Raw genomic sequence first — 21782 nt, 5'->3', positions numbered from 1 at the left:
AGATATGAGCTGGGTCGGCTCACGTTGTAGCAGACGGCCCCGACACTACTTGAGCCGCGGCTGCTCAACCTGTTCCTACCCGCCCCAACGGGTCACCATGCAGAGTTGTTCCCACCCGACTCAACTTTCTCGCCGCGATCGCAGGTGCGAACGGTTTCCCCGGAACGTCCCGCCGACCTGTGCTGCGTCCCTACGCTGCGGTCATGTCGGCGATCGAGACCCAGCGCTACGAGGGCTACTCCCTGGCCGAGAAGTACGCGTGGGTGACCGGCCAGCCGGGGATGCGCGCGGTCGAGGCCGGCGCGGACAGCGTCCGGACGATGGGCGAGCGGCTCGGGGACATCACGGACGCGGCCGGGCGGTCCATGCGCGGCCTGGGTGTCTCCTGGGCGGGCCCGGCCTCGGAGGCCGCGCAGCGGTCGTCGCAACAGATCGTGGACCGGGCGGCGGACACGCGATCGCTGGCCGCCAACGGGGCCGACCGGATCCTGGACTACGGGCACTCGTTCGACGAGATGCGCACGCGGATCGCGTTCGAGGACCCGAGCAAGCTCAGCTGGATCCAGCTGGCGATGGAGCCCTCCAAGTACGTGTGGGACATGCGGCCGTGGGCCGACGGCGAGGACCACGTCTCGGTGCTGCGGCGCGACCAGGAGCACGACGCCGCCGCGAACGACGCGCTGCGCTGGCACGAGGCGAACGCCCGCGCGGCCGACGACCGGTTCGTGACGGACGGGCAGATGCCGTCCGCGGTACCGGTCGGTGCGGCGGCGCACGGCACCGAGTCCGGTGGCGGCGGCGGTGGGGCGGGCGTCGGCGCGTCGTCGTCCGCGGCGCCGCCGGTGGCCGCGGCCCATGCCCCACCCGCTGTGAGCACGCCTCCCGCCGCACCCCCTCCGGCGGCGGCACCCCCTCCGGCGGCCGGCTCGGCACCGCCCATCACGGCGCCGGCGCCGGTCCCCGGCGGACCGGGCACATCGGGTCCGGCCGGATCCGGCGGCGGCACTCGATCGGGTACGACGGCCGGTGGTCCGGACCGTGTAGGTACTGGCCGGACGAGTCCGGGCGGCACGACGTCGCCCGCGGGGTCGGCGGGGTCTGCCGGCGCGAACGGTGCTACCGGGCTCGGCGACCAGGAGCAGGAGCGGATCCGGCGCGGGGAACAGTTCGGAAGGGACCTCGTGAACGGAAGCCCGGCGGCCCGGACCGGCGCGGGCGGCGTCGGCGGACGACCCGGTGGCTGGGCCGGATCCGGTGGGGGAGCCGGTACGGGCCGGCCGACCGCGTGGGGTTCGTCCGGTTCGGACGGACGGTCGCCGCTGACCGGCGGGCGGGCGGGCTCCGGGGCCTGGCGCGGCGGTGGGGTCGGTCTCGGTGAACCGGGCGGCGTCGGCGGGTACGGGCGGTCCGGCGGCGGCAGCCCCGGGCTCTCCGGTGCGCCCGGTCCGTCCGGGGGTTCCGGGGAGACGTCGTCCCGGCTCCCGGGCGAGACCGGGTCGAGGACGTGGTCACGAACGCCCACGGAGGGCCCGCTCGGCAGGACGGTCGCGGGCGAGCCGGCCGTGACCGGGCGCAGCGGGACGGGCCCCGGCTACGCGCCGATGATGGGCGGGATGGGCGGGGCACGCCCCGACGGCGATGCGCACCGCAACCGCTACCTGCTGCCGACGAGCGAACCGTTCGACGTCGACCTCCCGCACTCGCCACCCGTACTCGCACCCGAGGAGGACGGCTGATGGCGGTCGACTGGGCACGGTCCGTCGTGCTGTCGGTCGACGAGTTCGACGTGGCGTGGGAGCTGCTCGACCTCGGCGACACCCCGGCCGCGCTGGAGCTGCGGCGCCGCGGCCGGACCTATGCGGAGCGCGACCGGATCGTCGCGGGGGCGATCGGCACGCTCCGCGCACGCGGATTGGTGCGCGGATCCGCCCCGGTGCCTGCACTCGCCGCCGACCTGACGACGCTCGCCGGCGCGGGGACGGTCCGCGACCTGGTCGTGTCCGCGCCCGTCCGGCTCGCCGCGGTCGCCGCCACCGAGGACCCGAACTGCGTGCTCGCCGCCCGCCTGGACCAGCGGGTCGCGCTGGCCCGGATCGCGCCGGGCCGGGCGTCGGCCGAGCTCGTCGGGCTCATCGGGGCGGTGCGGCCCGGCCATGGCCCTGCGGTCCGGATCCCGGCCGACGTCCTGTCCGACGCCGCCGCCGCGAGCGACGGCGATCGGGACCGGTTCACGTCCGAGCTGATGCGCCGCGGCGTGGACGGGCCGGACGCGGTCGCCGTGCTGCGGATGGGCGAGCTCACCGGCGCCGGTCAGCTCGGCGCGACCCACCTCGGGCGGCGGGCCACCCATCCGCTGCTGGTGCACGTGACGGACCACGGGGTGTACCGCCAGCGCCGGGTTCCACGCGCCGGTGTGGAGACCGTCGTCGAGGCCGGGCCGGTGGACGCGGCGGCGCTGACCCACGAGCTCGACGAGCTCGTCGCCGGGGCCGGTCCCGGGGCGCGGTGAGTCCGGGACCGCTCCGGCTGTCCGTTGCCGAGATCGACGTGCTGTGCACGCTGCTCGCGCTGGACCCGCCGGATGCGCTCGAACTCCACGACCGCGGGGAGCCCGCCCTGACCGACGCCCGCGACGACCTCGCCGCGCGGGGCCTGCTGGAGCGGGCCGGGATCGCCGCGACGGTCGCCGCCACGCTGCGGCGGCTGTGCTGCGCCCCGCTGGCCGTCGAGCTGGACGGACCTCGCGGCCTCCACGCGGTCGCGGGCGTCGACGCCGCGACGGGCGTGCTCGCCGTCCGCCACGGTGACGACGTCGCGCTCAGGGCCCTCCCCTCCGGACGCGCGATCTCCGCCGTGCCGGAGCTGCTGGGACCGCTGCGACCTGCGGTCGGACGGCCGGTGCGGGTCCCGGTCGCCGTCGTCACCGACGCGGTCGCGGCGGCGGGGGAGGACACGCACCGGCTCGTCGTCGAGCTGATGCGGCGGGGGGTGAGCGGGGCGGGCGCCCGGACGCTGGTGGACGCGAACCGCGAGGTCCGCGATGTGTCGCGGATCGGCGTCACGCTGCGCCACGCCGATGGCGTGCGCCACGGGCCGTACCGGATCACCGTGCAGCGCACCGCGTCCGGGCACCGCTGCCAGAGACCGTGCGCGGGCCCGCCTGGCGCGCTGGTGACGGCACCGGCGACCGGGGACCGGCTGGCCTCCGAGATCGAGGAGCTGATCCGGGTGACCGCCCGGGGTCAGCGCCGTGGCGCAGGGCGTGGCTCCACGCGTCCCGCCGACACCGGCGGGATCGGGTCCCGCACCGGCGCGAGCACCTGGTGACGCTCCGGCTCGGCGACCGGGCGGCCGTCCGGTCCGCGGTACTCCAGCGTTCCGTCCGGCCCGAGATCGGCCTGGTAGCCGGTCGCCGCGAGCTGGTCGTCGTCGAGATCGGTGAGCGCCTCGTCCCGGACGGCCGTGACCCGGTACTGCGGCCACGGGAGGTCGGCGTAGGCGTCGTGCAGATCGGCCAGCATCCCGGCGAACACCTGCTGCCAGCGCAGCGGCATCGACTCGGCGAGCGACCGGGGCACCACGAGGTGGTCGGGGCCGGCCGAGCCGGGGGACGAACGGTCCAGGTAGTCGCGCAACGGGGTCGTGGACGCGGGCATGCGCCCATGATGGCCCGCTCAGGCCGGGTTCGGCGTGGTGGCTGGCCGCGTCGCGTACGGGACGAGCTCGTCGTAGTCCCACGGCACCGGCTGCACCCGCACCGGCACGTTCTGGTTCGGCGCCTCGACCATCTGGTTGTTGCCCATGTAGAGCGTGACGTGGTGGATCGTCGACGGGTCCGACGGGTCCGTGGCGTAGAACAGCAGGTCACCGGGCTGCGCCTGGCGCACGGGGACGTGGCCGCCGGCGTTGTACTGGTCGCGGGAGACGCGCGGCAGCGTGATGCCGGCAGCCTGGAACGCGCGGAGCATCAGCCCGGAGCAGTCGTAGGCGTCCGGCCCGGTCGCGCCCCACACGTACGGCTTGCCGACCTCGCGCAGCGCGAACCCGATCGCCGCGCCCGCCGCGCCGGGCGGCAGTGCCCCGGTCGGCGCCGAGCCGCAGCCGGTGGGGTCGGAGACGTCGCCGACCTGTTCGACGAGCTGCGTCGCCAGCCGCTCCCACTTCGCGTAGGCGTCCGGGAACGCGGAGCGCTGCACGGTCTGCGCCGCGACCGTGACTGGCATCTGCTCCCATCCGGGTAATGCGAGCAGCCGGTCCAGGAAGATGCCCGTGCTGTAGCGCGGGTCGGTGACCTGTGCCGGGCTGCCCCACCCCTGCGACGGGCGCTGCTGGAACAGGCCCAGCGAGTCCCGGTCGCCATAGTTGATGTTGCGCAGGGTGGACTCCTGCATCGCCGTCGCCAGCGCGACGAGCCAGGCCCGTGGCGGGGCGCCCTTCTCCTTGGCCACGCTGATGATCTCGGACGCGTTCTGCCGCTGGTCCGGCGTGAGCGTGTCGATCGTCGCGCCGCCCGCGGAGTCCGGCCCGACGGTGCCGATCCCCGCGTCGCAGTTGGCGCTCGGACGGTTGCGGCTGCCGATGTTCGGGCTGAACGCGAGGAAGCCGACGGTCAGGAACAGGACCAGCGCGAGTCCGATGACGAGGAACGGGAGCAGCAGCCGCAGGGGCCGCAGGAATCGCGAGACGGGCGGGCTCATGCCCGGTCGTAACCGGAGACACGCCAGCCGGCTCCGGTGTCCACCACCAGCACCGACAGCCGCAGCGCGTCCGTCGGCACCTCCACCTGGACGCTGCGCGGCGACACCCGGGTCGCCCGCGGGGACCCGGTCACGGCCGAGGCCGGAACGTTCGACGGGTCCACCGCGGCGAGCACGCCGAGGTACTCGTCGGTGGTGTAGGCGCGCATGCCGGCCACCCACTGCTCGTTCGTCATGCCCGGCGGGTGGTTCACCCACGCCGCGGTCCAGGCGCGCGCCGCCTGCAGCGCCTCCGGTGGCGCGGCGGACAGCGGGAGCTCCTGCGGCGTGAGCGGAGCGACGGGCGGGAGGGCGGTCGGCGTCGGGACGGCGGCCTGGTCAGGGCCCTGCGCAGGCGCGGTCGACGACGGCGGAGCACCCTCGGCGAGCAGCCCTCCGCTGCGCGCGGAGCCGCCGACCTTGTTGCCGACGAACACGGCTCCGCCGACGAGCGCGAGCGCGACGATCGTGACGGCGGCGAGCCGCAACGGGGAGCGCAGCGGCCACTGCCACAGCGACCGGTAGGCCCCGGCCCGGCCGCGGGACGACCTAATCGGCACGGCGGCTCCAGGTGGATCCGTCCGCGGCCCGGGCGGCGCGCGGACGGTAGATCTTGTAGACGGGCACGCCGTCGACGAGCTCGGGCTGGACCGGCACCGGGTCGCCGCCCCTTCGCGGCGAGTCCGGACGCCGGTAGATCGACCGGTCGTCGACCTCGCCCTGGTCAGGGCGACCGGTGAACCCGGCCGTCGTCGACGGGCGCACGGACGCGCCGACCGGCAGCCCGCGCCGCGCCTCGGCGGTCTGCGGTGTGGCCGGCTCGGCCCGCTCCGCACGTGCGCGCCGCCGCGGGCGGGCGCCGGGGCCGACGGGTTGCGACGGCACGGCCTCCGCCTCGGGCCGCACGGCGTCCGGATCACGCGAGCCCACGCCGTTCTCGCGGTCGGCCCACCAGCGGCTCTGGCGGTCGTCGCCGGCAGCCGGCCCACGGAACCGCTGCCAGGTGCGCGCCATCGGCCCGTCGCCGACACCGGGCACGATCCCGCCGAACTGCTCCCTGGTCAGCGACACCATCGACACCAGGCGCCGGAACGGGCGCGCGACGGCCCACAGCACGACGGTGACGACGCCGGTGACCAGCAGCGCCAGCCACAGGTCGACGTTCGAGCCCGGCCGGAACAGCGACACGACGAGCAGCGCGTGCAGCCCGGCCAGCGCGCCGACGATCAGCGTGTTCACGATCGCCGAGCCGGCGACCCGCAGGATCGCCGGGATCACGTCCGGTTTGAGCAGCGCGACCACCGCGATCGCTGGCGCGGTGATCACCATCAGCCGGATCACCAGCAGCGCGACCAGCACCAGGACCTTGGACAGGAGTTGGAACAGCGCGATGCAGACGGCCATGATCGCGGCCAGTGCGCCGGAGCCGATCCGGCTTCCGGTGGCGCCGGTGAAGTAGGAGTACCGGTCGCCCATGCGGTCGGCGAGCGCGGCGTAGTCGGCCTTCTTCTTGTCCGCCAGCTGCTGGTTGTCCTGCCGCTGGTCGACCTCGTCGATCGTGAACGTCTGAGCCCGCAGCAGGTCGCGGCCCATCTCCTGGGCCTGCGGCACGTCGGGCGACCCGAACGTCCCGCGCAGCCAGTTGCGGTAGGCGACCTGGTCCACGAGCACGGTCGGCAGCGTGTCCCGGTTCCCGAGCCCGATCTGGCCGAGGAAGCCCTCCTGCATCTGGGTCACGCCGTCGAGCAGCAACCCGTCCGCGGCCTTCGACCAGTCCACCGGCGCGAGGTACGCCGCCGACCCGATCAGCAGCGCGAGGACGGCGATCCCACCGCGCTGTGCCTGGCGGGCCAGCTCACCGCGGAACGACAGCACCAGCATGATCACGGCGAAGGCCAGCAGCGCGATGCCGACCCACGTGGTGAACACGGTCTCGTACATCGCCCTGGTCGCGCTCGTGATCACCTGGTCCAGCGGGGCGAAAAGCTCACCGCCGTCGGCGATCAGGTAGTGCGACCAGTTGACGCCGCCGACGGTGAGCTTGGCCAGGTTGAACGTCTGGTTGCCGAGCCACGTGTCGGTCGTGACCGACGGGTTCAGCACACCGGACGTCGCGCAGCCGAGGTCGTAGTTGTGCCAGGTCAGACCGGCGTACCCGACCTCGCGGTAGACGCTGCCGACTTCGCCGCCGTCCGGGCGGGGCGGGTCGAGGGAGCCGACGAGGCCGGTCCCCGGTCGGTCCGGTTCCGGCGCCTGCTTGCAGTCCAGCGACTGCGCCATCGCCGGCGAGCCGAGCAGCACGCTGCCGCCCACCAGGGCCGTCACCACGAGCAGTGCGGCCCGGCGACGCCGCGGCGGCGACGGCGATGCCGAGCGTCGCGAGCGGCGGACGGCCACCACGACCGCCGCCGCCACGACCAGCAGTACGGGCAACCACCCGGCGCCACCGGTCGGGTCGTTCGGGATCACCGTCCGGCCTCGCCGGCGCGCACCCCGCCGTCACCGGCGGCGGACCCGCCGGACCGGTCCGAGCCGTTCGAGCCGTTCGGGGCGTGCGCACCGTTCGAGCCGTTCGAGGGGCTCCGGTCGTCGGACGCCGGGTCGTCGAGATCCTCGTGCCAGCCCTCGTCGAGCTCGTCGAGCAGATCGAGCTGTTCGTCGTCGAGCAGCCCGCCGTCGCCCGCCACGACCGGCACCCCACCGGCCCGCAGCTCGGTGGAGCCCGTGATCACCTGGTCGCCGCCGGGCCCGATCCGCAGCGACACGTCGTCGCCGTCCACCTCGGTCGGGACGGACCCGTTCGTCGGGTGGGCCGGCGGCGCCGCGGGTGGCAGCGGGCTCGGCTCGTCCGGAGCCTGGAGCTCGTACGACGGCGCGCCGCTGACCTGCACGCGGCTCGCGTCCGGGTTCGTGTCGAGTGCTTCACGCACGTGTTCGACGTGCGGGGCCTCCAGGTCGATCCGGATCTTCTCGACGCCGCCGTGCCCGTCGGCGAAGATGAACTGGCGCGGCGTGTCGTCCGGGCGGTCGTCGTGTCGCGGGCGCGGCGAGAGCGTGCCGAGCATCTGTTCGTAGCCGACGTCGGTGGGCACGCGGAGCAGCCGCAGCGCCTCGGCCTGCGCCTCCTCGTCGTCGGTGCGGCCGACGAACACGGCGTTCACCAGCGACGCGAACCCGGACACCCGCAACAGGTCGCCCGCCAGCTGGGAGGCGAACAGCGCCCGGACGTTGAACTTGCGGGAGTCGCGGGCCAGCCGGTCGATCAGCACCTTGCCGGTCGGCACCTGGGACAGGAAGTGCGTCTCGTCCAGCGCGACGCCCTTGCGCAGGTTGCGGTCGGCGTCGTAGATCGTGCGCTGGGTCAGCCAGGACGCCAGGTTCAGCAGCTCGACGCCGAGCGCCTCGTTGTCCGTCCACTCCTCGCGCGGGCTGCCCGGCCGGGGCAGCGACAGGCCCTGCATCGTCAGCACGGTGAACCGGTAGTCCCGGTCGGCCTGCCACGGGTCGTCACGGGTCTCGTCCGGGAACAGCAGCGCGGCCTGCGGCAGCTCGCGGCGCTCGTCCAGGAAGTCGGCGACGACGCCGGCGTGCTCCTCCCCGTCGCGCGCGTGCCGTCGCAGCGCGTCGATCACCATCCCGGGATGCCGGTCCGGGGCGCCGCCGACCTCGCGCACGGCGCGCAGCAGCACGATCCGGGTATGCGGCTGCCGGGAGATCTCGTACGGCAGCAGGCCGGACAGCACGTCGAGCACCAGCCGGCGCCGGGTCGCCGCGGCCAGCGAGCGCTCGCGTCGCCAGGCCCGCTCGGGGTCCTCGTCGTCGGCGTAGTGCTCCGGACGCGGCTCGGCCACCACCCGGTACGGGTTCAGGATGCCGGGGTCGGCGCGCAGCAGGTTGATGTGCCGGGAGAACGGGGCGAGCTCGGGCAGGCGGGTCAGCTCGGCCAACGGGCCGGAGGGGTCGAGCACCGTCCACCGTGCACCGCTGCGCAGGGTCTTGTAGACGATCAGCCCGGTGAGGAACGACTTCCCGGAACCCAGGCCGCCGACGATCGCGGTCAGGCCGGACGCGCGCCGCACCTCCTGGGCGAGCCAGGGGTCCCACGCCACCGGGCGCCGGGTGGCCGTGCAGGTCTCGCCGAGCATGATCCCGCGGCGGTCGCCGACGCTGGCCGTCGCCGCGGGGACACCCGCCGCCGCCCAGGTCACCGACGCGCGCCGTCGGTAGGCCGTGGACGCCAGCGGCTCGCCGGGCACGAACTCGCGCGCGTAGCGGTACTGCGCCTCCGGGTGCTCGATCTGCACCTTCGGCCGGTAGAGCTCGACGACCTGCTGGGCGCGCGTCGTCGTCTCCTCCTCGTCGCGCCCGCTGACCGCGATCCGCCACCATCCGTAGAGCCGCGTGTTCAGCTGGGTCAGACCGCTGGTCAGCTCGTCCTCGACCTCGAGCACCCGGTCCGCCTGGCGGGCGAGCGACATCGGCGGGTCGAGGTCATGGTCGTGGGTGTAGTGGCGGATCTGGCTGCGCACCTTGCCCATCTGGCGCTGCAGCTCACCGGTCACGTCCTCCGGGCGCCGGACGTAGATCCGTGCCGACCACTCCACCGGGAACGGGAGCCGGTCCGAGTGCTGCATCCACGGGTCGTCGACCTCGGGGATCCGCAGACCCTCCATCAGCCCGACCGAGAGGACGGCGACGTGCCGGGTGACCGTCTGGTTCCGGATCCGGCCGGTCACCTGCACGGTCGGGGCGTAGGGCTCCTGGAACACGTCGACGCCCTCGGTGAACGCGGCGAGGTCCTCGCTCTCCCACCGCGTCACGCCACGGGGCACCGAGGACAGACCGCGCGGCGCGGGCAGGCCGAGCGCCACCGAACGGTGCATCAGCCACGCCATGTCCTCGGCGTTCGCCGGCACCGCGTCCAGCCCGGACCCGGCCACGAGCACGTCGAGGTGGTTGACCTCGGACTCGAGCGCGGCGAGCTCGGCACGCACTGCTGACGGCACCAGCTTGTCCAGAACCGGTGCCGCCTTGTCCACCCAGCGGTCGAGCATCCCCCGGCCGGACACCTCGATGCCGAGGAACACCTCCTTGTCCGACATGGACAGACCCATCAGGTGGCGCTGCTCGCCCTCGAGGAACCCGTCCCAGCCGAGCGCGCCGGGCACGTCGGGCATCCGGCCGAGCGCGTTCTGGTCGAACGACTCCGCCCACATGTGCACCGGGTACGGACGCGTGGTCACGCGCAGGTGCAGCCAGCGGCCCTGCAGTTCGCCGAGCTGCGCCGCGATCTGGCGTATCAGCACCTCGCGCTGCGAGTCGCTGCGGAAGCTCCACGCCTGCGCGGCCAGCCGGTACCAGGCCATGACCTGGCCGCCGGTGCGGGTCAGGTGGCCGTCGATCGAGCGCAGGGCGATGGACGGGCTGAACGAGGAGCCGCCCTCGCCGGCCAGCGACCGGCGGCCCCGCCTGCGTTCGGTCCGCTCACCCGCGGCCACGACGGGCCTCCTTCGTCGTCCGTCCCGTCCGACGCGCCGGCGCGGCCGTCGTCGCGGGGCGGGACCGCCGGGTGGACCACGCGTCCGGCGCGGTCCGGACCGGCGCCGCCCGGCCGTCGCGGACCGCCGACTGCGGGGGCGTCTGCCCGGCGGCGACCTCTGCGGTCGCCCGCGGAGCAGCGGCCGCCCGCCGATCCGCCGCGGCACGCCGGGGTGCGACCGGCGCGCTCCGCGTCGACCGGACCCGGACATGGCCGGCCCTGAGGTGCCCGCCGCCGCCCGTCGTGCGCTTGCGAGGCCCGGTCACCTCCGACCAGAACTGCGTGACGACCTGGCCGAACGGTCGCTCGAAGGTGATCTTCTTGCCGAGCAGCCGGGTGATCGCGACGGTGCCGACGAGCGCCCACGCGATCGAGAAGAAGTCCAGCGGCACGCCGAGGCGCCGCTGCGCGAACATGATCAGCATCATGACGAGCAGCCCGACGCCGTAGCTCACGTAGCGGGCGCGCCACGGGAACGTCGCACGCGGCGGGCCCAGCCACACCGCGTCGATGCGATACACCTCGTCATCGGTGCGAACGAGCACGACTCACCCGGTCAACAGCTCGGCCATCGCTTTTCCGACGGCCGGACCACTTCCGGTCACCGCGATGCCCAGTGCGATGAGGCCGACGATCAGGCCGATGCTGCGCCGGGCCACGCCTGCGTTGTCGCCGCGGCCACCGATCCACAGCAGGATCACGGCGATGGCGAGCAGGATGAGCGGCACGATGTTGTTCGTGATCCAGCTCTGGAGGTTGTTCGTACTGAGCCCTTGAGCGAGCCACGACCCGAGTGCCTCAGGAGTGGTCTTCACGGCTCCTCCTCCGGGACCGTCGCCCCGCTGTTGCGCTGCCCTGCCGTCCGCCGCGCGGCACGGGACGACCGCAGTGATCATCCTCGGCATCGGTCAAGAGACGAGTAGAACACGCCGAACCGGCGTGATGTTAGCTGACGCTCCGTGTCCGGAGCCGCCGGGCTACGCCGTGTCACCGGGACGGAAAAGCGACAGGGCCGTACGGGCGAGTGGGCTCTCGTCGTCCGGAACGCAGACGGGGGCGCAGCACCGGAAGCGGTCCCGACTGACGCACATTCTCGCACGTCACGAGGCCGTCGACGGCTGTCGAGCCCGCGGGCCGACGACGGCGCGCGACCGGGCGTCGCGGCGACGGGGCGAGGCGAACCGGTCACCGATCGTTCACGACCGTGAACGTGACCCTCGCCCCACGCGGCCCTTCTCGGCTTCCCGACGGGTTCCCGGAATGACAGAGTCGTCCCGCTACTCTTCGGTAACCGGTCCGGTCCCGGCAGGAGCGCGGCCCGGCCCGCGGCGCACTACCCTTCTGGCGGATTGCCTCCGCGTGCCCACCACCACGCGGAGCGAGTGTTCAAGGAGGCACGCATGGTGTGGAGGTTGGTGGTCGGACTTGCTCTGACCGTGATCGCGCTGGCGATCGCGGGACGGCGTGCCTTCGAGATCTACAAACTGATCAAGTCGGGACAACCGGCGCACGACCGGAGCGAGGACCTGGGCAGGCGGGTGCGCACCCAGCTCGTCGAGGTGTTCGGCCAGAAGCGGCTGCTCAAGTGGTCGGTCCCCGGCCTGGCGCACTTCTTCACGTTCTGGGCGTTCGTGCTGCTGCTCACCGTCTACATCGAGGCGTACGGCGCCCTGTTCGACCCGGAGTTCCACATCCCGCTGATCGGCACCTGGGCGCCCCTCGGGTTCCTCCAGGACCTGATCGCGGTGCTCTGCCTGATCTCGCTCGGTGTGTTCGCGATCATCCGGGTGCGCAACTCCCCCGAGCGCGAGAAGCGTGACTCCCGGTTCTACGGCTCGCACACCGGTGGCGCCTGGCTGATCCTTTTCATGATCTTCAACGTGCTGTGGACGCTGTTCTTCTTCCGGGCCGCGTCGTCGGCGTTGGGGGCGTTCCCGTACAAGTCCGGTGCGTTCGCGTCGATCGGGCTGGGCAACCTGTTCACCGGTCTGAGCACGCCGGCGCTGGAGATCGTCGAGAGCATCGGCCTGCTGCTGCACATCGGCGTCATGCTGGCGTTCCTCGTGATCGTCGCCTACTCGAAGCACCTGCACATCTTCACCGCGCCGATCAACGTGTCGGCCAAGCGCTACCCGAAGGCGCTCGGCCCGCTGCCCGCCATGGAGTCGAACGGCGTCAAGATCGACTTTGAGGACCCCGGCGAGGACGACACGTTCGGCCGCGGCAAGATCGAGGACTTCACGTGGAAGGGCATGCTCGACTTCGCAACCTGCACCGAGTGCGGTCGCTGCCAGAGCCAGTGCCCGGCCTGGAACACCGGCAAGCCGCTGTCGCCGAAGCTCGTCATCATGGACCTGCGGGACCACCTGATGGCCAAGGCGCCGTACATCATCGGCGGCAAGGCGGTGCCCGAGGAAGGCGCGATCGACTTCTCCGCGGGCCTCACGGACGACAACGTGCACCGGCACGGCGTTCCGGAGTCCGGCTTCGAGCGGATCCGCGGTTCCAACGACGAGCAGGCCGCGCGCCCCCTCGTCGGTACCGCCGAGATGGGCGGCGTGATCGACCCCGACGTGCTGTGGTCCTGCACGACGTGCGGCGCGTGCGTCGAGCAGTGCCCGGTGGACATCGAGCACGTCGACCACATCGTCGACATGCGACGGCACCAGGTCCTGATCGAGTCCGAGTTCCCGAACGAGCTGAACTCGCTGTTCAAGAACCTCGAGAACAAGGGCAACCCCTGGGGCCAGAACGCCAAGGAGCGCCTGGACTGGACCAAGGGCCTCGACTTCGAGGTCCCGGTGTTCGACGGCGAGCTCACCGAGGACACCGAGTACCTGTTCTGGGTCGGCTGCGCGGGCGCGTTCGACGACGGCCAGAAGAAGACCGTGAAGGCCACCGCCGAGCTGATGCACCGGGCCGGTGTGAAGTACGTCGTGCTCGGCCAGGAGGAGACCTGCACCGGTGACCCGGCGCGGCGCTCCGGCAACGAGTTCGTGTTCCAGATGCTCGCGCAGCAGAACGTCGAGGTGCTCAACGCGGTGTTCGAGGGCCGCGAGCCGGGCAAGCGCAAGATCGTCACCACCTGCCCGCACTGCCTGAACACGCTCGGCCGCGAGTACCCGCAGCTGGACGGCCACTACGAGGTCGTGCACCACACGCAGCTGCTGAACAAGCTCGTCCGGGACGGCAAGCTGGTGCCGGTCGCCGCACCGGACAACGCCGCGCCCGTCACCTACCACGACCCGTGCTACCTCGGGCGCCACAACGAGGTCTACGCCGAGCCGCGCGAGCTCGTCGGGGCCGCCGGCGCGACGCTCACCGAGATGCCGCGGCACGCCGACCGCTCGATGTGCTGCGGCGCCGGCGGTGCGCGCATGTGGATGGAGGAGCACCTCGGCACCCAGCGGGTGAACGTGAACCGCACGACCGAGGCGATCGAGACCCTGGACGGGGTCGGCGCCTCCGCGAAGGGCGGCGACGGGTCGGCCGCGGGCGGCACGATCGCCGTCGGCTGCCCGTTCTGCCGGACGATGATCTCCGACGGCCTCACCGAGAAGCAGAGCGACGGCCTCGGCGACAACGTCCAGGTCCAGGACGTGTCGCAGATGCTGCTGGCCGCCGTGAAGCGCGGCGACCCGGCGGCCAACGGTTCCTCGAACGGCTCCGCGCCCGCCGAGGAGTCCGAGAAGCAGGACGCCGAGAAGGAGCCGCAGCCGTCCGACGCCTCGGCGAACGGGTCGTCCTCGAACGGGTCCACCGCGAACGGTTCCTCCGCGGACAGCTCGGCGAGCGAGGAGCGCTCCGAGTCCCAGAGCTGACCCACGGACGCGAGGGCCGGTCCGCCGTTCGGCGGGCCGGCCCTCGTGTCGCGCGGTGCCGCCTCAGCAGGCGGCGAAGCCCGTCACCTGGAAGCGCTGCTGCGGCGCGTCCGTCCGCACCAGCTGGACTCGGCCGAGTCCGGGCCCGGCAGAGGCCGCCCACAGCGTCGAACAGGCGTCGACCGTCGTCGTCTGTCCGGGAGCCACCGTGGGATCAGCCTGACGGTCGGGCTGTGTCGCCGCGATTCCCACGCCCGCGGCCCGGCCGTGCAGTCGCGCCACCGCGTCCGCGCAGTCGGCACCGCCGGTCGCGGCGCGGAGTTGGTCCACAGCTGGGTCCTGGAGGATCCGGCAGATGCGCTCCTGGTCGTTGTCGAGCACACCGTTGTCGAGGCTGACGACCGCGAGCTGGGGGCGTGTCACGCCGAGGACGGTGCGCATCTGCTCGCCGGCCTGGGTGTCCAGTTGAGCCCGTTGTTCGGTGAGCTCCGCGGACCGGAACTGGTACCCGATCCCGGCCACGACGAGCAGCACCGCCCCCACGGCCAGCACCTGCCACCGGGGCAGGAGCAGCAGCCCCGCCAGCGCGACGCCGACCCCCGCGGCCAGACCCCACGCCCACGGGTTGAGGCTCGTCTGCCAGACGAGCGTGCCGACCAGCACCACCCCACCCACGTGCGGCGCCCAGCCGAACATGACCCGGTCCAGGCGGAACAGCGTGATCAACGCCAGCACGCCGACGCCGAGCCCGAGCGGGAGCCACCAGGCGTAGTTGTCGTCCTGCGACGACGCCGCCGCGAACGGGTACAGCAGCACGGCCGCACCGAGGAGACCCAGCCCGACGGCGGCCTTCAGCGAGCGCGGACGGAACCGGCGGGCCCACGACGGGACCCCGCCCTGCCCCGGGTCGCGACGCCGTCCGGACGCCCACGGGTCGGGACCGGGCGGGCCCGCGTCGGGGCCGCGACCCGGGACCGCAGGCAGGTTCGACGGCGGGTCGGGACGCTCCTGGGGCTCCATCGCCGGCCAGCGTACTGCGGCCGGCGGCCCCACCGGCCGCAGTTCGCGAGCTCAGCCGCGCCGGGTGTCGATCCGGTGGAAGTTACGGAACGCGCGGGACGGCGTCGGGCCCCGCTGACCCTGGTACCGCGATCCGACGCCTTCGCTGCCGTACGGCTTCTCGGCCGGGCTGGACAGCCGGAACAGGCACAGCTGGCCGATCTTCATCCCGGGCCAGAGGGTGATCGGCAGGTTCGCGACGTTCGACAGCTCCAGCGTGATGTGGCCCTCGAAGCCCGGATCGATGAAGCCGGCGGTGGAGTGCGTGAGCAGGCCGAGACGGCCGAGACTCGATTTTCCTTCCAATCGACCGGCGAGGTCGTCGGGCAGGCCGACGGACTCGAACGTCGATCCGAGCACGAACTCGCCCGGGTGCAGGACGAACGGCTCGTCGTCCTCGGGCTCGACCGGGGTGGTCAGCTCGTCCTGCTGCTCGGAGGGGTCGATGTGGGTGTAGCGGGAGTTCATGAACACGCGGAAGAACCGGTCCAGCCGGACGTCCACGCTCGACGGCTGGACCATCCCCGGATCCCAGGGATCGATCACCAGCCGGCCCGCTTCGATCTCCTTGCGCAGGTCGCCGTCGGACAGCAGCACCCGATCACCCTAGCGGTGCTCAGGCCTCCGTCGACCCGGTGTCCACCTTGCGGGCCGCCGTGTCCGGGTCGACGTGGTCGGCCTCGTCGTCGAGGTGCGGGGACCGGCAGAGACCGAACATCCAGGCCACGGCCTGCTCGGCACGCTGCGCCTCGGCCCCGTCCGAGGGTGCCGGGCGGCGGCCGTGGTCGCCCTCCAGGATCCGGGTCACGTCCGCGAGCACGGACGAGCCGCCGATCGACCGGATCGAATCGCCGGGCTGGGGCACGTTCGGGCCGTCCACCAGGACCGCCGCCGTGCCGAGGCCGGGCGCGTCGCCGACCAGGTCCGTGTCGTCGGAGATCAGCACGGACGCGGCCGCGAGCGTGACGAGCAGGTCCGCGAGCTCGGGCGCCGGGGTGAGGACCACCCGCGGATGACGGCCGAGGTCGAGCGCCAGCTGGTCGGAGGCGAGATCGCCGGAGATCACGACCTCGATGTCGTCGAACCGCTCGAGCAGCCCGGCGAGCCCGGCCAGCGCGTCGTGCGACGACGGGCGGGCCAGATCGACCAGCACCAGCCGCCGGTTCTCCGGTCGGATGCGGGCCAGCACGTCGGCGCACCGGGGGTCCTCCGGCGCAGGCAGCCCGTGCACGGTGTCGCCGATGGTCAGCACGTTCGGGCCGAGCGGGCTGCCGAGTGCCGCACCACTCGTCGTCAGGAACAGCGACGCGAGCTGGCCGATCACCCGACGGTGGGCCTCCTGCGGGAACGGGCACAGCAGATCGTCGGTACCCATCCCGGCCTGCATGTGGACGACCGGGATGCGCCGCCAGAACGCGACCGTCGCGGCGATCGACGCCGCGACCCCGCCTCCGTGGATCAGGACCGCGGACGGGTCCTGGTCGACCATCAGCCGGTCCAGGCGGGTCAGCAGGGCGGCGGCGACGTCAGCGAGGCCGGGCCCGGTCTCGAACGGCAGCAGGAGTGTGATGTCGGTGGGCACGCCGAACGCGTCGAACGCCTCGTCCACGGACATCGGGTCGGCTCCGGTCGCCACCGTGATCGCACGGAACCGGTCGGCCTTCGCGACGGCCGTCGCGACCGGTGCCAGGCGCGCCACCTCGGGGCGGCTCCCGGCGATCAGAAGGATGTCGTGCTCGTGGTCCGGCGAACCGCCCAGCATCGAGAGGTCGAACTCAGTGGTCATCGCCTGTCCTTCCGGCCGGGGAGCTGACCGACGACCGCGAGTGTGGCCCGGATCCGTCGCGCGCGTCGAGCAATTGTCGCCAGGTGGACAACGGCCCGGATCACCACACCTGGCGTCGACGACCGTCCGGAGCAGGGTGCTAGAGTCGTGACGCACGCTGCGGATGTAGTTCAATGGTAGAACATCAGCTTCCCAAGCTGAATACGCGGGTTCGATTCCCGTCATCCGCTCCAGACGTAACGGCCCAGGTCAGACCGTGTCCACACCGGAGCTGGGCCGATGTGGCAGCTACCACCGGAGATCGTTCCGGAGGCTCCCGGCCGGCCACGGACACCACCCGGAATCGATCTCCGGGAGCCCTCGACAACCGTTCACCCGCTCAGCGAAACGACGAACGGCGTCATCAAGAGTGGTGACGCCTCGCGGTCAGATCGCCGGTGGCACCGGCCGCAGCCGCACGGCGACGCCCGCCGCCGTCGCGACGGCCAGCACCGCCAGCACCGGGACGCTCGCCGGGCCCAGCACGAGCAGGATCGCGGCGACGGTGACGGCCGCGGTGAACACGACGGCGGCCGCGCCGACGGCCTGCACGTCGGAACCCCTCGGGTCCTCGCTGCCGAGCAACCACAGCCCGAGTCGGGCCACGGCCGCGGCGAACACGGTCAGCAGGAGCAGGGCGAGCAGGGCGGCGGGCCGGACGAGCCCGATGACGAGGGCGGCCGGGGTCACGAGAAGGGCGAGGCGGAGGCGAATCGATGTCACGTCACCATGGTTCGCCGAGAAACCGTGGAGGTCCATCACACGTTTTTCGACCTGACCGTGCAGAATATCTACATGATCGACCTTCGCCGGGTGCAGGTGCTGCGCGTCGTGGACCAGGTCGGGACGGTCACCGCGGCGGCCCGCCTGCTGCACCTGACCCCGTCCGCCGTCTCCCAGCAGCTACGCACGCTGGCCCGGGACGTCGGGGTTGACCTGCTGGTTCCCGACGGGCGCGGGGTGCGGTTGAGCCCCGCGGCGCACGCGTTGCTCCGGCACGCCGACGAGATCGCCGAGCGCTGGGAGAACGCCCGCGCCGAGCTCCTCGACGAGGCCGACCAACCGCCCGGGGCGCTCGCCGTGGGTGGGATCCCCTCCAGCCTGGACATGGTGGTGGCCCCGGCCGTGGCCGATCTCACCCGTTCCGAGCCCCGGATGCGGGTCCGGATCAGCGAGGTCGAGACGACGGACGCGTTCGAGCACGTGCTCTCCGGGGAGCTGGACGTCGCCGTGTTCGTCCCGAACCGGGACTGCCCACCCACGGACGACCCGCGGTTCGAGCAGGACCACCTGCTGGAGGTGCCACAGGACCTCCTGGTGCCGGCCGGTCACCCCCTGGTGGGCGAACCGGACGTCACGCTCGACAGGGCCGCGCACGAGCCGTGGATCCTGCCCGCTCCGGACAGCTGCGACCAGCACGAGCTCGCGCTCCTCGCGTGCACGCAGGCGGGGTTCCGCCCGACCGTCGCCCACGAGGCGAGGGAGTGGGCCGCCACCGCCGCGCTCGTCGGTCACGGACTCGGCGTCGCGCTGGTCCCGCGGCTCGTGCGGATCCCGGAGGGCCTGAACGCCGTCCGGGTCCCGCTCGCCGACCCGGCCGCGCCCCGCCGTCGTCTGCTGACCTGCATCCGGCGGGGCAGCGGCTCCCAGCGGGCGATCGGTCTGGGCCTGTCCGCGCTGGCCGCGGCCGCCGGACGGGCGGTGGCCGAGCCCGTCACCACGTGACGTCGAGGCGCTCCAGCCCGCGGAAGAAGTAGCTCGCGATGTAGACCGGCTCGAACCCGTCGGCCAGGCGCAGGTCGGGCAGGCGCCTGAACAGGTGCTCCAGCGCGACCCGGATCTCGGCGAGCGCCATCGGCTTGCCGGGGCACACGTGGATGCCGCGCCCGAACGCCAGGTGGTCGCGCACGTTCTGGCGGTCCAGGTCGACCGCGTCCGGGTCCGGGAACACGGACTCGTCGCGGTTGCCCGACCCGAACAGCAGCAGGAGCATGCTGCCCGCCTTCAACGGGACGCCGTTCAGCTCGGTGTCACGCGTCGCGATCCGGAACAGCCCCCGGTGCGGCGCGTCACGGCGCAGCACCTCCTCGGTGGCCCGCGGGATCATCTTCACCGGGTCGGCGAGCACCCGGTCGCGGATGTCCGGGTTCTGCAGCACGGCCAGCACGGTCGAGGTGATCGCGTCGCGGGTGGTGTCGAAGCCGGCGACCCGGGCCGCCCCGCGGACGGCCGTGTGCGTGTATTCGTCCGGGACGCCGGGATAGCCGTTCGCGCCGTGCACCATGTCGGACAGCAGGTCGTCGCGCGGGTTGGCGCGCCGGTCGTCGATCAGGGCCTGCATGTAGCGGGTGTAGTCGACGAACCGCGTCGCGGCCGCCTTCTGGTCCTCCAGCGGCGCGAGCGGGTTCCAGAGCGTGTTCTGGTCGTCGGTCCACTGCTGGATCTGCTGCGTGTCCTCCGGCGGGAACCCGATGATCGCGCTGATCACCCGCTGCACGAACGGGATCGCGTAGTCCGCGACGAGATCGGCCCGGCCCGGCTCGAACGCGTCGATCAGCTGCTCGGCCGTCTCGTGCATCGTCGGGAGCATCGCCCGCACACGCGCACCGGTGAACCCGGCGTCGAACACCCTGCGCTTCGGGGTGTGCTCCGGCTCGTCGTCGTTCACGACGGCGTTCGTCTCCGGCACGCCGCCCTCACGCAGGATCTCGACGACCTCCGGCGCGTTGGACATGATCTTCGGAACGGCCACGGCGGAGGAGAACGTGTCCGGGTCGTCGATCACCGCGACCAGGTCCTCGTAGCGGGTCACCATGTAGGCGCCGAGCGTCGGGCTCATCTGCAACGGGCGCGCCCGCGCCGCCCGGTAGAACAGGTGCGGGTCCTCGCGGTGCGGGGAGACGAGCGGGTTGAAGTCGAACTCGGCGGTGGCCGGATCGGTCGCGGTCATCGGTACTCCCGGCGTGGTGGGACGGTGCGTCTCGGTTGTGGACCGACGCTAGGAGTGACGGCGGTCACGGTCGATCCGCTGTGCGCAGCGACCGTGTCCGGGGTGCGCAGGACCGCCGGCCACGCGTGCCGGTGGCCGCGCCGTCAGGCCCGCAGGTCCTCCGAGGGCGACGTGCCGTGGCGTCGCCGGTAGTCCGCCGCGAACCGGCCGAGGTGGGCGAACCCCCACCGGGCCGCGACGGCGGCGACCGTCTGCCGGGCCGGGTCGGCGCCCCGCAGGTCGGCACGGGCACGGTCCAGCCGGATCCGCCGCAGCTCGGCCGTCGGTGTCCGCCCGACGTGCCGGGCGAACCCGTGCTGGAGCCCGCGGGTCGACAGCCCCACCTGCTCGGCGATCTCCGGCACCGTCCACGCACGCTCGGGTTCGGCCTCGATCAGGTCCAGGGCCGCCTGGATCGTCGACGGGCGCGGCAGCGGCGGCCGGGCGTGCACCAGGTCGCGGTGCGGGTGGTCGGCGACGTGCAGGAGCAGGCTGACCAGCGCGTCGGCCAGCGGGCGGGCGACGATCGGCCGGGTCAGCGGGCCGTCCGGGTCGGCCGTGAGATCGACGAGCGACCTGGCCAGCGCCCACCATTGCCGCCCGGGGCCCTCGGTCAGGTCGAGGGAACCGCCGAGCCGCACGGGGCCGGACGCGCGCCCGTCGGTGAGCTCGCGCAGACGGTCCTCCAGCGCCGATCGCTCGATCTTCATCCCGAACAGCCCGCCGCCGTCGGCCCATCCGTGCAGCCGCGCGGGACGGTCCGGCGGGTAGAGGGCGGCCGTCGTCGGCGTCGCGCACACCTCGTCGGCGCCGATCCAGGTGTGCAGATGGCCGGTCAACGGGACGTTGATCTCGTAGCCGGTCTCCAGCTCGCCGGTCTGGATCGCGACCTCGCCGGAGTAGCCGAGGATGCCGGCCGACACGGAGCCGAGCGTCGCCGCGGACAGCGACATGTGGAACCGCGTCCGGTCGTGGCGGACGTCGAGCCGGTGCGGGTAGTAGACGTCGCCGCAGATCGCGCCCGCCTCGTCCGGGTCGCGGGTACTCAACGTCAGACCGGGCACGGGCGACCTCCTCGTCGAGGTGCTCCTCAGAATCCCGGCCGTACGCCGCCCGTCAAGTGCGGCGTTCCGCGCTTCGGTACGGCGTCAGTACAGCTTCTCCGCGTACGACGGGCCGTAGTAGGCCTCGATCTGCTCCAGCGGCTCGTCCTGACGGGCGAGCTGCTTCGCGATCCGGGCGATCGAGGGCAGCGTGTCCTCCGGCCAGCTCCCGTGGTCCCACAGCTTCGAGCGCATGAACGCCTTCGGGCAGTGGAAGAACACCTGTGCCACGTCGACCTCCATGGCCAGGATCGGGCGTCGGTTCCGCACCGCCATCGCGTCGAAGTACGGGGCGTCGCGCACGAGCCGAGCGCGACCGTTCACCCGCAGCGTGTCCGTGCGGCCCGGCACCAGGAAGATCAGCCCGACGTGCGGGTTCTCCAGCACGTTGCGCCAGCCGTCCACACGTCCGTTGCCGGGCCGCTCCGGGACGGAGAGCGTGTGCTCGTCGACGGCGAGGGCGAAACCGGGCGGGTCGCCCTTCGGTGACACGTCGCACGTCCCGTCCGCTCCGCTCGTCGCGAGCAGGCAGAACGGCGAGACAGCGAGCCATTCGCGGTGGACGTCGAGGAGCCGGTCACGTTCCTTCCGGATCGCCGACGGCATCGGCGTGCCGGTCAGGGCCTCCAGGTCGGCGACGGTGCGGATCTCGGTGTCGGTGTCCACACTACGACGGTAGATCGCGCGGCGACCGTCGTCAGCGGCATTCC

General features: G+C 73.0%; 19 protein-coding genes and 1 tRNA gene. 6 read left to right on the top strand and 14 right to left on the bottom strand.

The features are described 5' to 3' along the window. Positions 1-203 precede the first annotated feature (203 nt). From EV378_RS35390 to EV378_RS18185, 3 genes are read left to right on the top strand one after another with little or no spacing between them, the layout of a single operon-like run. Positions 204-1736: a hypothetical protein gene (locus tag EV378_RS35390; protein WP_165922328.1), complete on the top strand. Its 1533-nt coding sequence runs from the start codon at positions 204-206 to the stop codon at positions 1734-1736. Then, entirely contained in the window at positions 1736-2509 is a 774-nt protein-coding gene (locus EV378_RS18190; RefSeq protein WP_132426963.1) for an ESX secretion-associated protein EspG, read from the top strand. The genes EV378_RS35390 and EV378_RS18190 overlap by 1 nt, the downstream gene beginning before the upstream one ends. Then, positions 2506-3327: an ESX secretion-associated protein EspG gene (locus EV378_RS18185; RefSeq protein ID WP_132426961.1), complete on the top strand. Its 822-nt coding sequence runs from the start codon at positions 2506-2508 to the stop codon at positions 3325-3327. Before EV378_RS18190 ends, EV378_RS18185 begins: the two co-directional genes overlap by 4 nt. Here the strand turns inward: EV378_RS18185 and EV378_RS18180 are convergent. The 7 genes from EV378_RS18180 to EV378_RS18150 are packed head-to-tail and all read right to left on the bottom strand — an operon-like array spanning position 3243 to position 11090. After that, positions 3243-3656, bottom strand: coding sequence for a hypothetical protein (locus EV378_RS18180; RefSeq protein WP_132426959.1), 414 nt, complete (start codon positions 3654-3656; stop codon positions 3243-3245). The genes EV378_RS18185 and EV378_RS18180 overlap by 85 nt on opposite strands. 18 nt (positions 3657-3674) lie before the next feature. Further along, a complete protein-coding gene (locus tag EV378_RS18175; RefSeq protein ID WP_132426957.1) occupies positions 3675-4697 on the bottom strand; it encodes a C40 family peptidase in 1023 nt (340 codons plus the stop codon). Continuing rightward, positions 4694-5296 carry a hypothetical protein gene (locus EV378_RS18170; RefSeq protein WP_132426955.1) on the bottom strand — a complete coding sequence of 201 codons (603 nt, stop codon included), beginning with the start codon at positions 5294-5296 and terminating at the stop codon, positions 4694-4696. Before EV378_RS18170 ends, EV378_RS18175 begins: the two co-directional genes overlap by 4 nt. After that, positions 5286-7205 (bottom strand): hypothetical protein, encoded by a 1920-nt coding sequence (locus EV378_RS18165; RefSeq protein ID WP_132426953.1) that lies wholly within the window; start codon positions 7203-7205, stop codon positions 5286-5288. Before EV378_RS18165 ends, EV378_RS18170 begins: the two co-directional genes overlap by 11 nt. Further along, a complete protein-coding gene (locus EV378_RS18160) occupies positions 7202-10234 on the bottom strand; it encodes an ATP-binding protein (RefSeq protein WP_132428094.1) in 3033 nt (1010 codons plus the stop codon). The genes EV378_RS18165 and EV378_RS18160 overlap by 4 nt, the downstream gene beginning before the upstream one ends. Continuing rightward, complete coding sequence (locus EV378_RS18155) at positions 10221-10796, bottom strand: hypothetical protein (protein WP_207908701.1); 576 nt, start codon at positions 10794-10796, stop codon at positions 10221-10223. Before EV378_RS18155 ends, EV378_RS18160 begins: the two co-directional genes overlap by 14 nt. A 27-nt stretch (positions 10797-10823) precedes the next feature. Beyond that, a complete protein-coding gene (locus EV378_RS18150; protein WP_132426951.1) occupies positions 10824-11090 on the bottom strand; it encodes a hypothetical protein in 267 nt (88 codons plus the stop codon). 585 nt (positions 11091-11675) lie between these two features. Between EV378_RS18150 and EV378_RS18145 the strand changes: the two genes are divergently transcribed. Continuing rightward, entirely contained in the window at positions 11676-14096 is a 2421-nt protein-coding gene (locus tag EV378_RS18145) for a 4Fe-4S dicluster domain-containing protein (protein ID WP_132426949.1), read from the top strand. Between the two features lie 63 nt (positions 14097-14159). On the opposite strand, the gene EV378_RS18140 is transcribed toward EV378_RS18145, so the two are convergent. From EV378_RS18140 to EV378_RS18130, 3 genes are read right to left on the bottom strand one after another with little or no spacing between them, the layout of a single operon-like run. Beyond that, positions 14160-15116 (bottom strand): hypothetical protein, encoded by a 957-nt coding sequence (locus EV378_RS18140; RefSeq protein ID WP_132426947.1) that lies wholly within the window; start codon positions 15114-15116, stop codon positions 14160-14162. A gap of 51 nt (positions 15117-15167) precedes the next feature. After that, complete coding sequence (gene dcd, locus EV378_RS18135) at positions 15168-15752, bottom strand: dCTP deaminase (protein WP_132426945.1); 585 nt, start codon at positions 15750-15752, stop codon at positions 15168-15170. A 19-nt stretch (positions 15753-15771) separates the two neighbouring features. Continuing rightward, positions 15772-16941, bottom strand: coding sequence for a UDP-N-acetylglucosamine 2-epimerase (locus EV378_RS18130; protein WP_132426943.1), 1170 nt, complete (start codon positions 16939-16941; stop codon positions 15772-15774). A 159-nt stretch (positions 16942-17100) separates the two neighbouring features. Here EV378_RS18130 and EV378_RS18125 point away from each other — a divergent pair. Continuing rightward, positions 17101-17174: transfer RNA gene (locus tag EV378_RS18125), tRNA-Gly, on the top strand. 193 nt (positions 17175-17367) lie between these two features. Here the strand turns inward: EV378_RS18125 and EV378_RS18120 are convergent. Further along, complete coding sequence (locus tag EV378_RS18120) at positions 17368-17703, bottom strand: hypothetical protein (RefSeq protein WP_132426941.1); 336 nt, start codon at positions 17701-17703, stop codon at positions 17368-17370. Positions 17704-17775: 72 nt separating this feature from the next. Here EV378_RS18120 and EV378_RS18115 point away from each other — a divergent pair, with 72 nt between their 5' ends. Continuing rightward, entirely contained in the window at positions 17776-18705 is a 930-nt protein-coding gene (locus EV378_RS18115) for a LysR family transcriptional regulator (RefSeq protein ID WP_132426939.1), read from the top strand. Here the strand turns inward: EV378_RS18115 and EV378_RS18110 are convergent. From EV378_RS18110 to EV378_RS18100, 3 genes are all read right to left on the bottom strand, one after another. Then, the gene (locus EV378_RS18110; protein ID WP_132426937.1) at positions 18695-19930 is read right to left on the bottom strand and encodes a cytochrome P450; all 1236 of its coding nucleotides are present in this window, start codon (positions 19928-19930) and stop codon (positions 18695-18697) included. The two genes, EV378_RS18115 and EV378_RS18110, sit on opposite strands and share 11 nt — an antisense overlap. A gap of 143 nt (positions 19931-20073) precedes the next feature. Continuing rightward, on the bottom strand, positions 20074-21033 hold the full coding sequence (locus tag EV378_RS18105) for an AraC family transcriptional regulator (protein WP_132426935.1): 960 nt from the start codon (positions 21031-21033) through the stop codon (positions 20074-20076). Between the two features lie 84 nt (positions 21034-21117). After that, the gene (locus tag EV378_RS18100; RefSeq protein WP_279389637.1) at positions 21118-21738 is read right to left on the bottom strand and encodes a pyridoxamine 5'-phosphate oxidase family protein; all 621 of its coding nucleotides are present in this window, start codon (positions 21736-21738) and stop codon (positions 21118-21120) included. Between the last annotated feature and the right edge of the window lie 44 nt (positions 21739-21782).

Origin of the sequence: Pseudonocardia endophytica, from assembly GCF_004339565.1 — a bacterium.
Classification (GTDB): Bacteria; Actinomycetota; Actinomycetes; order Mycobacteriales; family Pseudonocardiaceae; genus Pseudonocardia; species Pseudonocardia endophytica.
The sequence above is the reverse complement of the archived record's forward strand: the minus strand, read 5'-3'. Positions and strand labels throughout refer to the sequence as shown.

Excerpts from the sequence above, each read along its gene's own strand:
- EV378_RS35390 (WP_165922328.1), top strand. The coding sequence starts at position 204 with ATGTCGGCGATCGAGACCCAGCGCTACGAGGGCTACTCCCTGGCCGAG.
- EV378_RS18190 (WP_132426963.1), top strand. The coding sequence starts at position 1,736 with ATGGCGGTCGACTGGGCACGGTCCGTCGTGCTGTCGGTCGACGAGTTC.
- EV378_RS18180 (WP_132426959.1), bottom strand. The coding sequence starts at position 3,656 with ATGCCCGCGTCCACGACCCCGTTGCGCGACTACCTGGACCGTTCGTCC.
- EV378_RS18175 (WP_132426957.1), bottom strand. The coding sequence starts at position 4,697 with ATGAGCCCGCCCGTCTCGCGATTCCTGCGGCCCCTGCGGCTGCTGCTC.
- EV378_RS18145 (WP_132426949.1), top strand. The coding sequence starts at position 11,676 with ATGGTGTGGAGGTTGGTGGTCGGACTTGCTCTGACCGTGATCGCGCTG.
- EV378_RS18140 (WP_132426947.1), bottom strand. The coding sequence starts at position 15,116 with ATGGAGCCCCAGGAGCGTCCCGACCCGCCGTCGAACCTGCCTGCGGTC.
- EV378_RS18130 (WP_132426943.1), bottom strand. The coding sequence starts at position 16,941 with ATGACCACTGAGTTCGACCTCTCGATGCTGGGCGGTTCGCCGGACCAC.
- EV378_RS18115 (WP_132426939.1), top strand. The coding sequence starts at position 17,776 with ATGATCGACCTTCGCCGGGTGCAGGTGCTGCGCGTCGTGGACCAGGTC.
- EV378_RS18110 (WP_132426937.1), bottom strand. The coding sequence starts at position 19,930 with ATGACCGCGACCGATCCGGCCACCGCCGAGTTCGACTTCAACCCGCTC.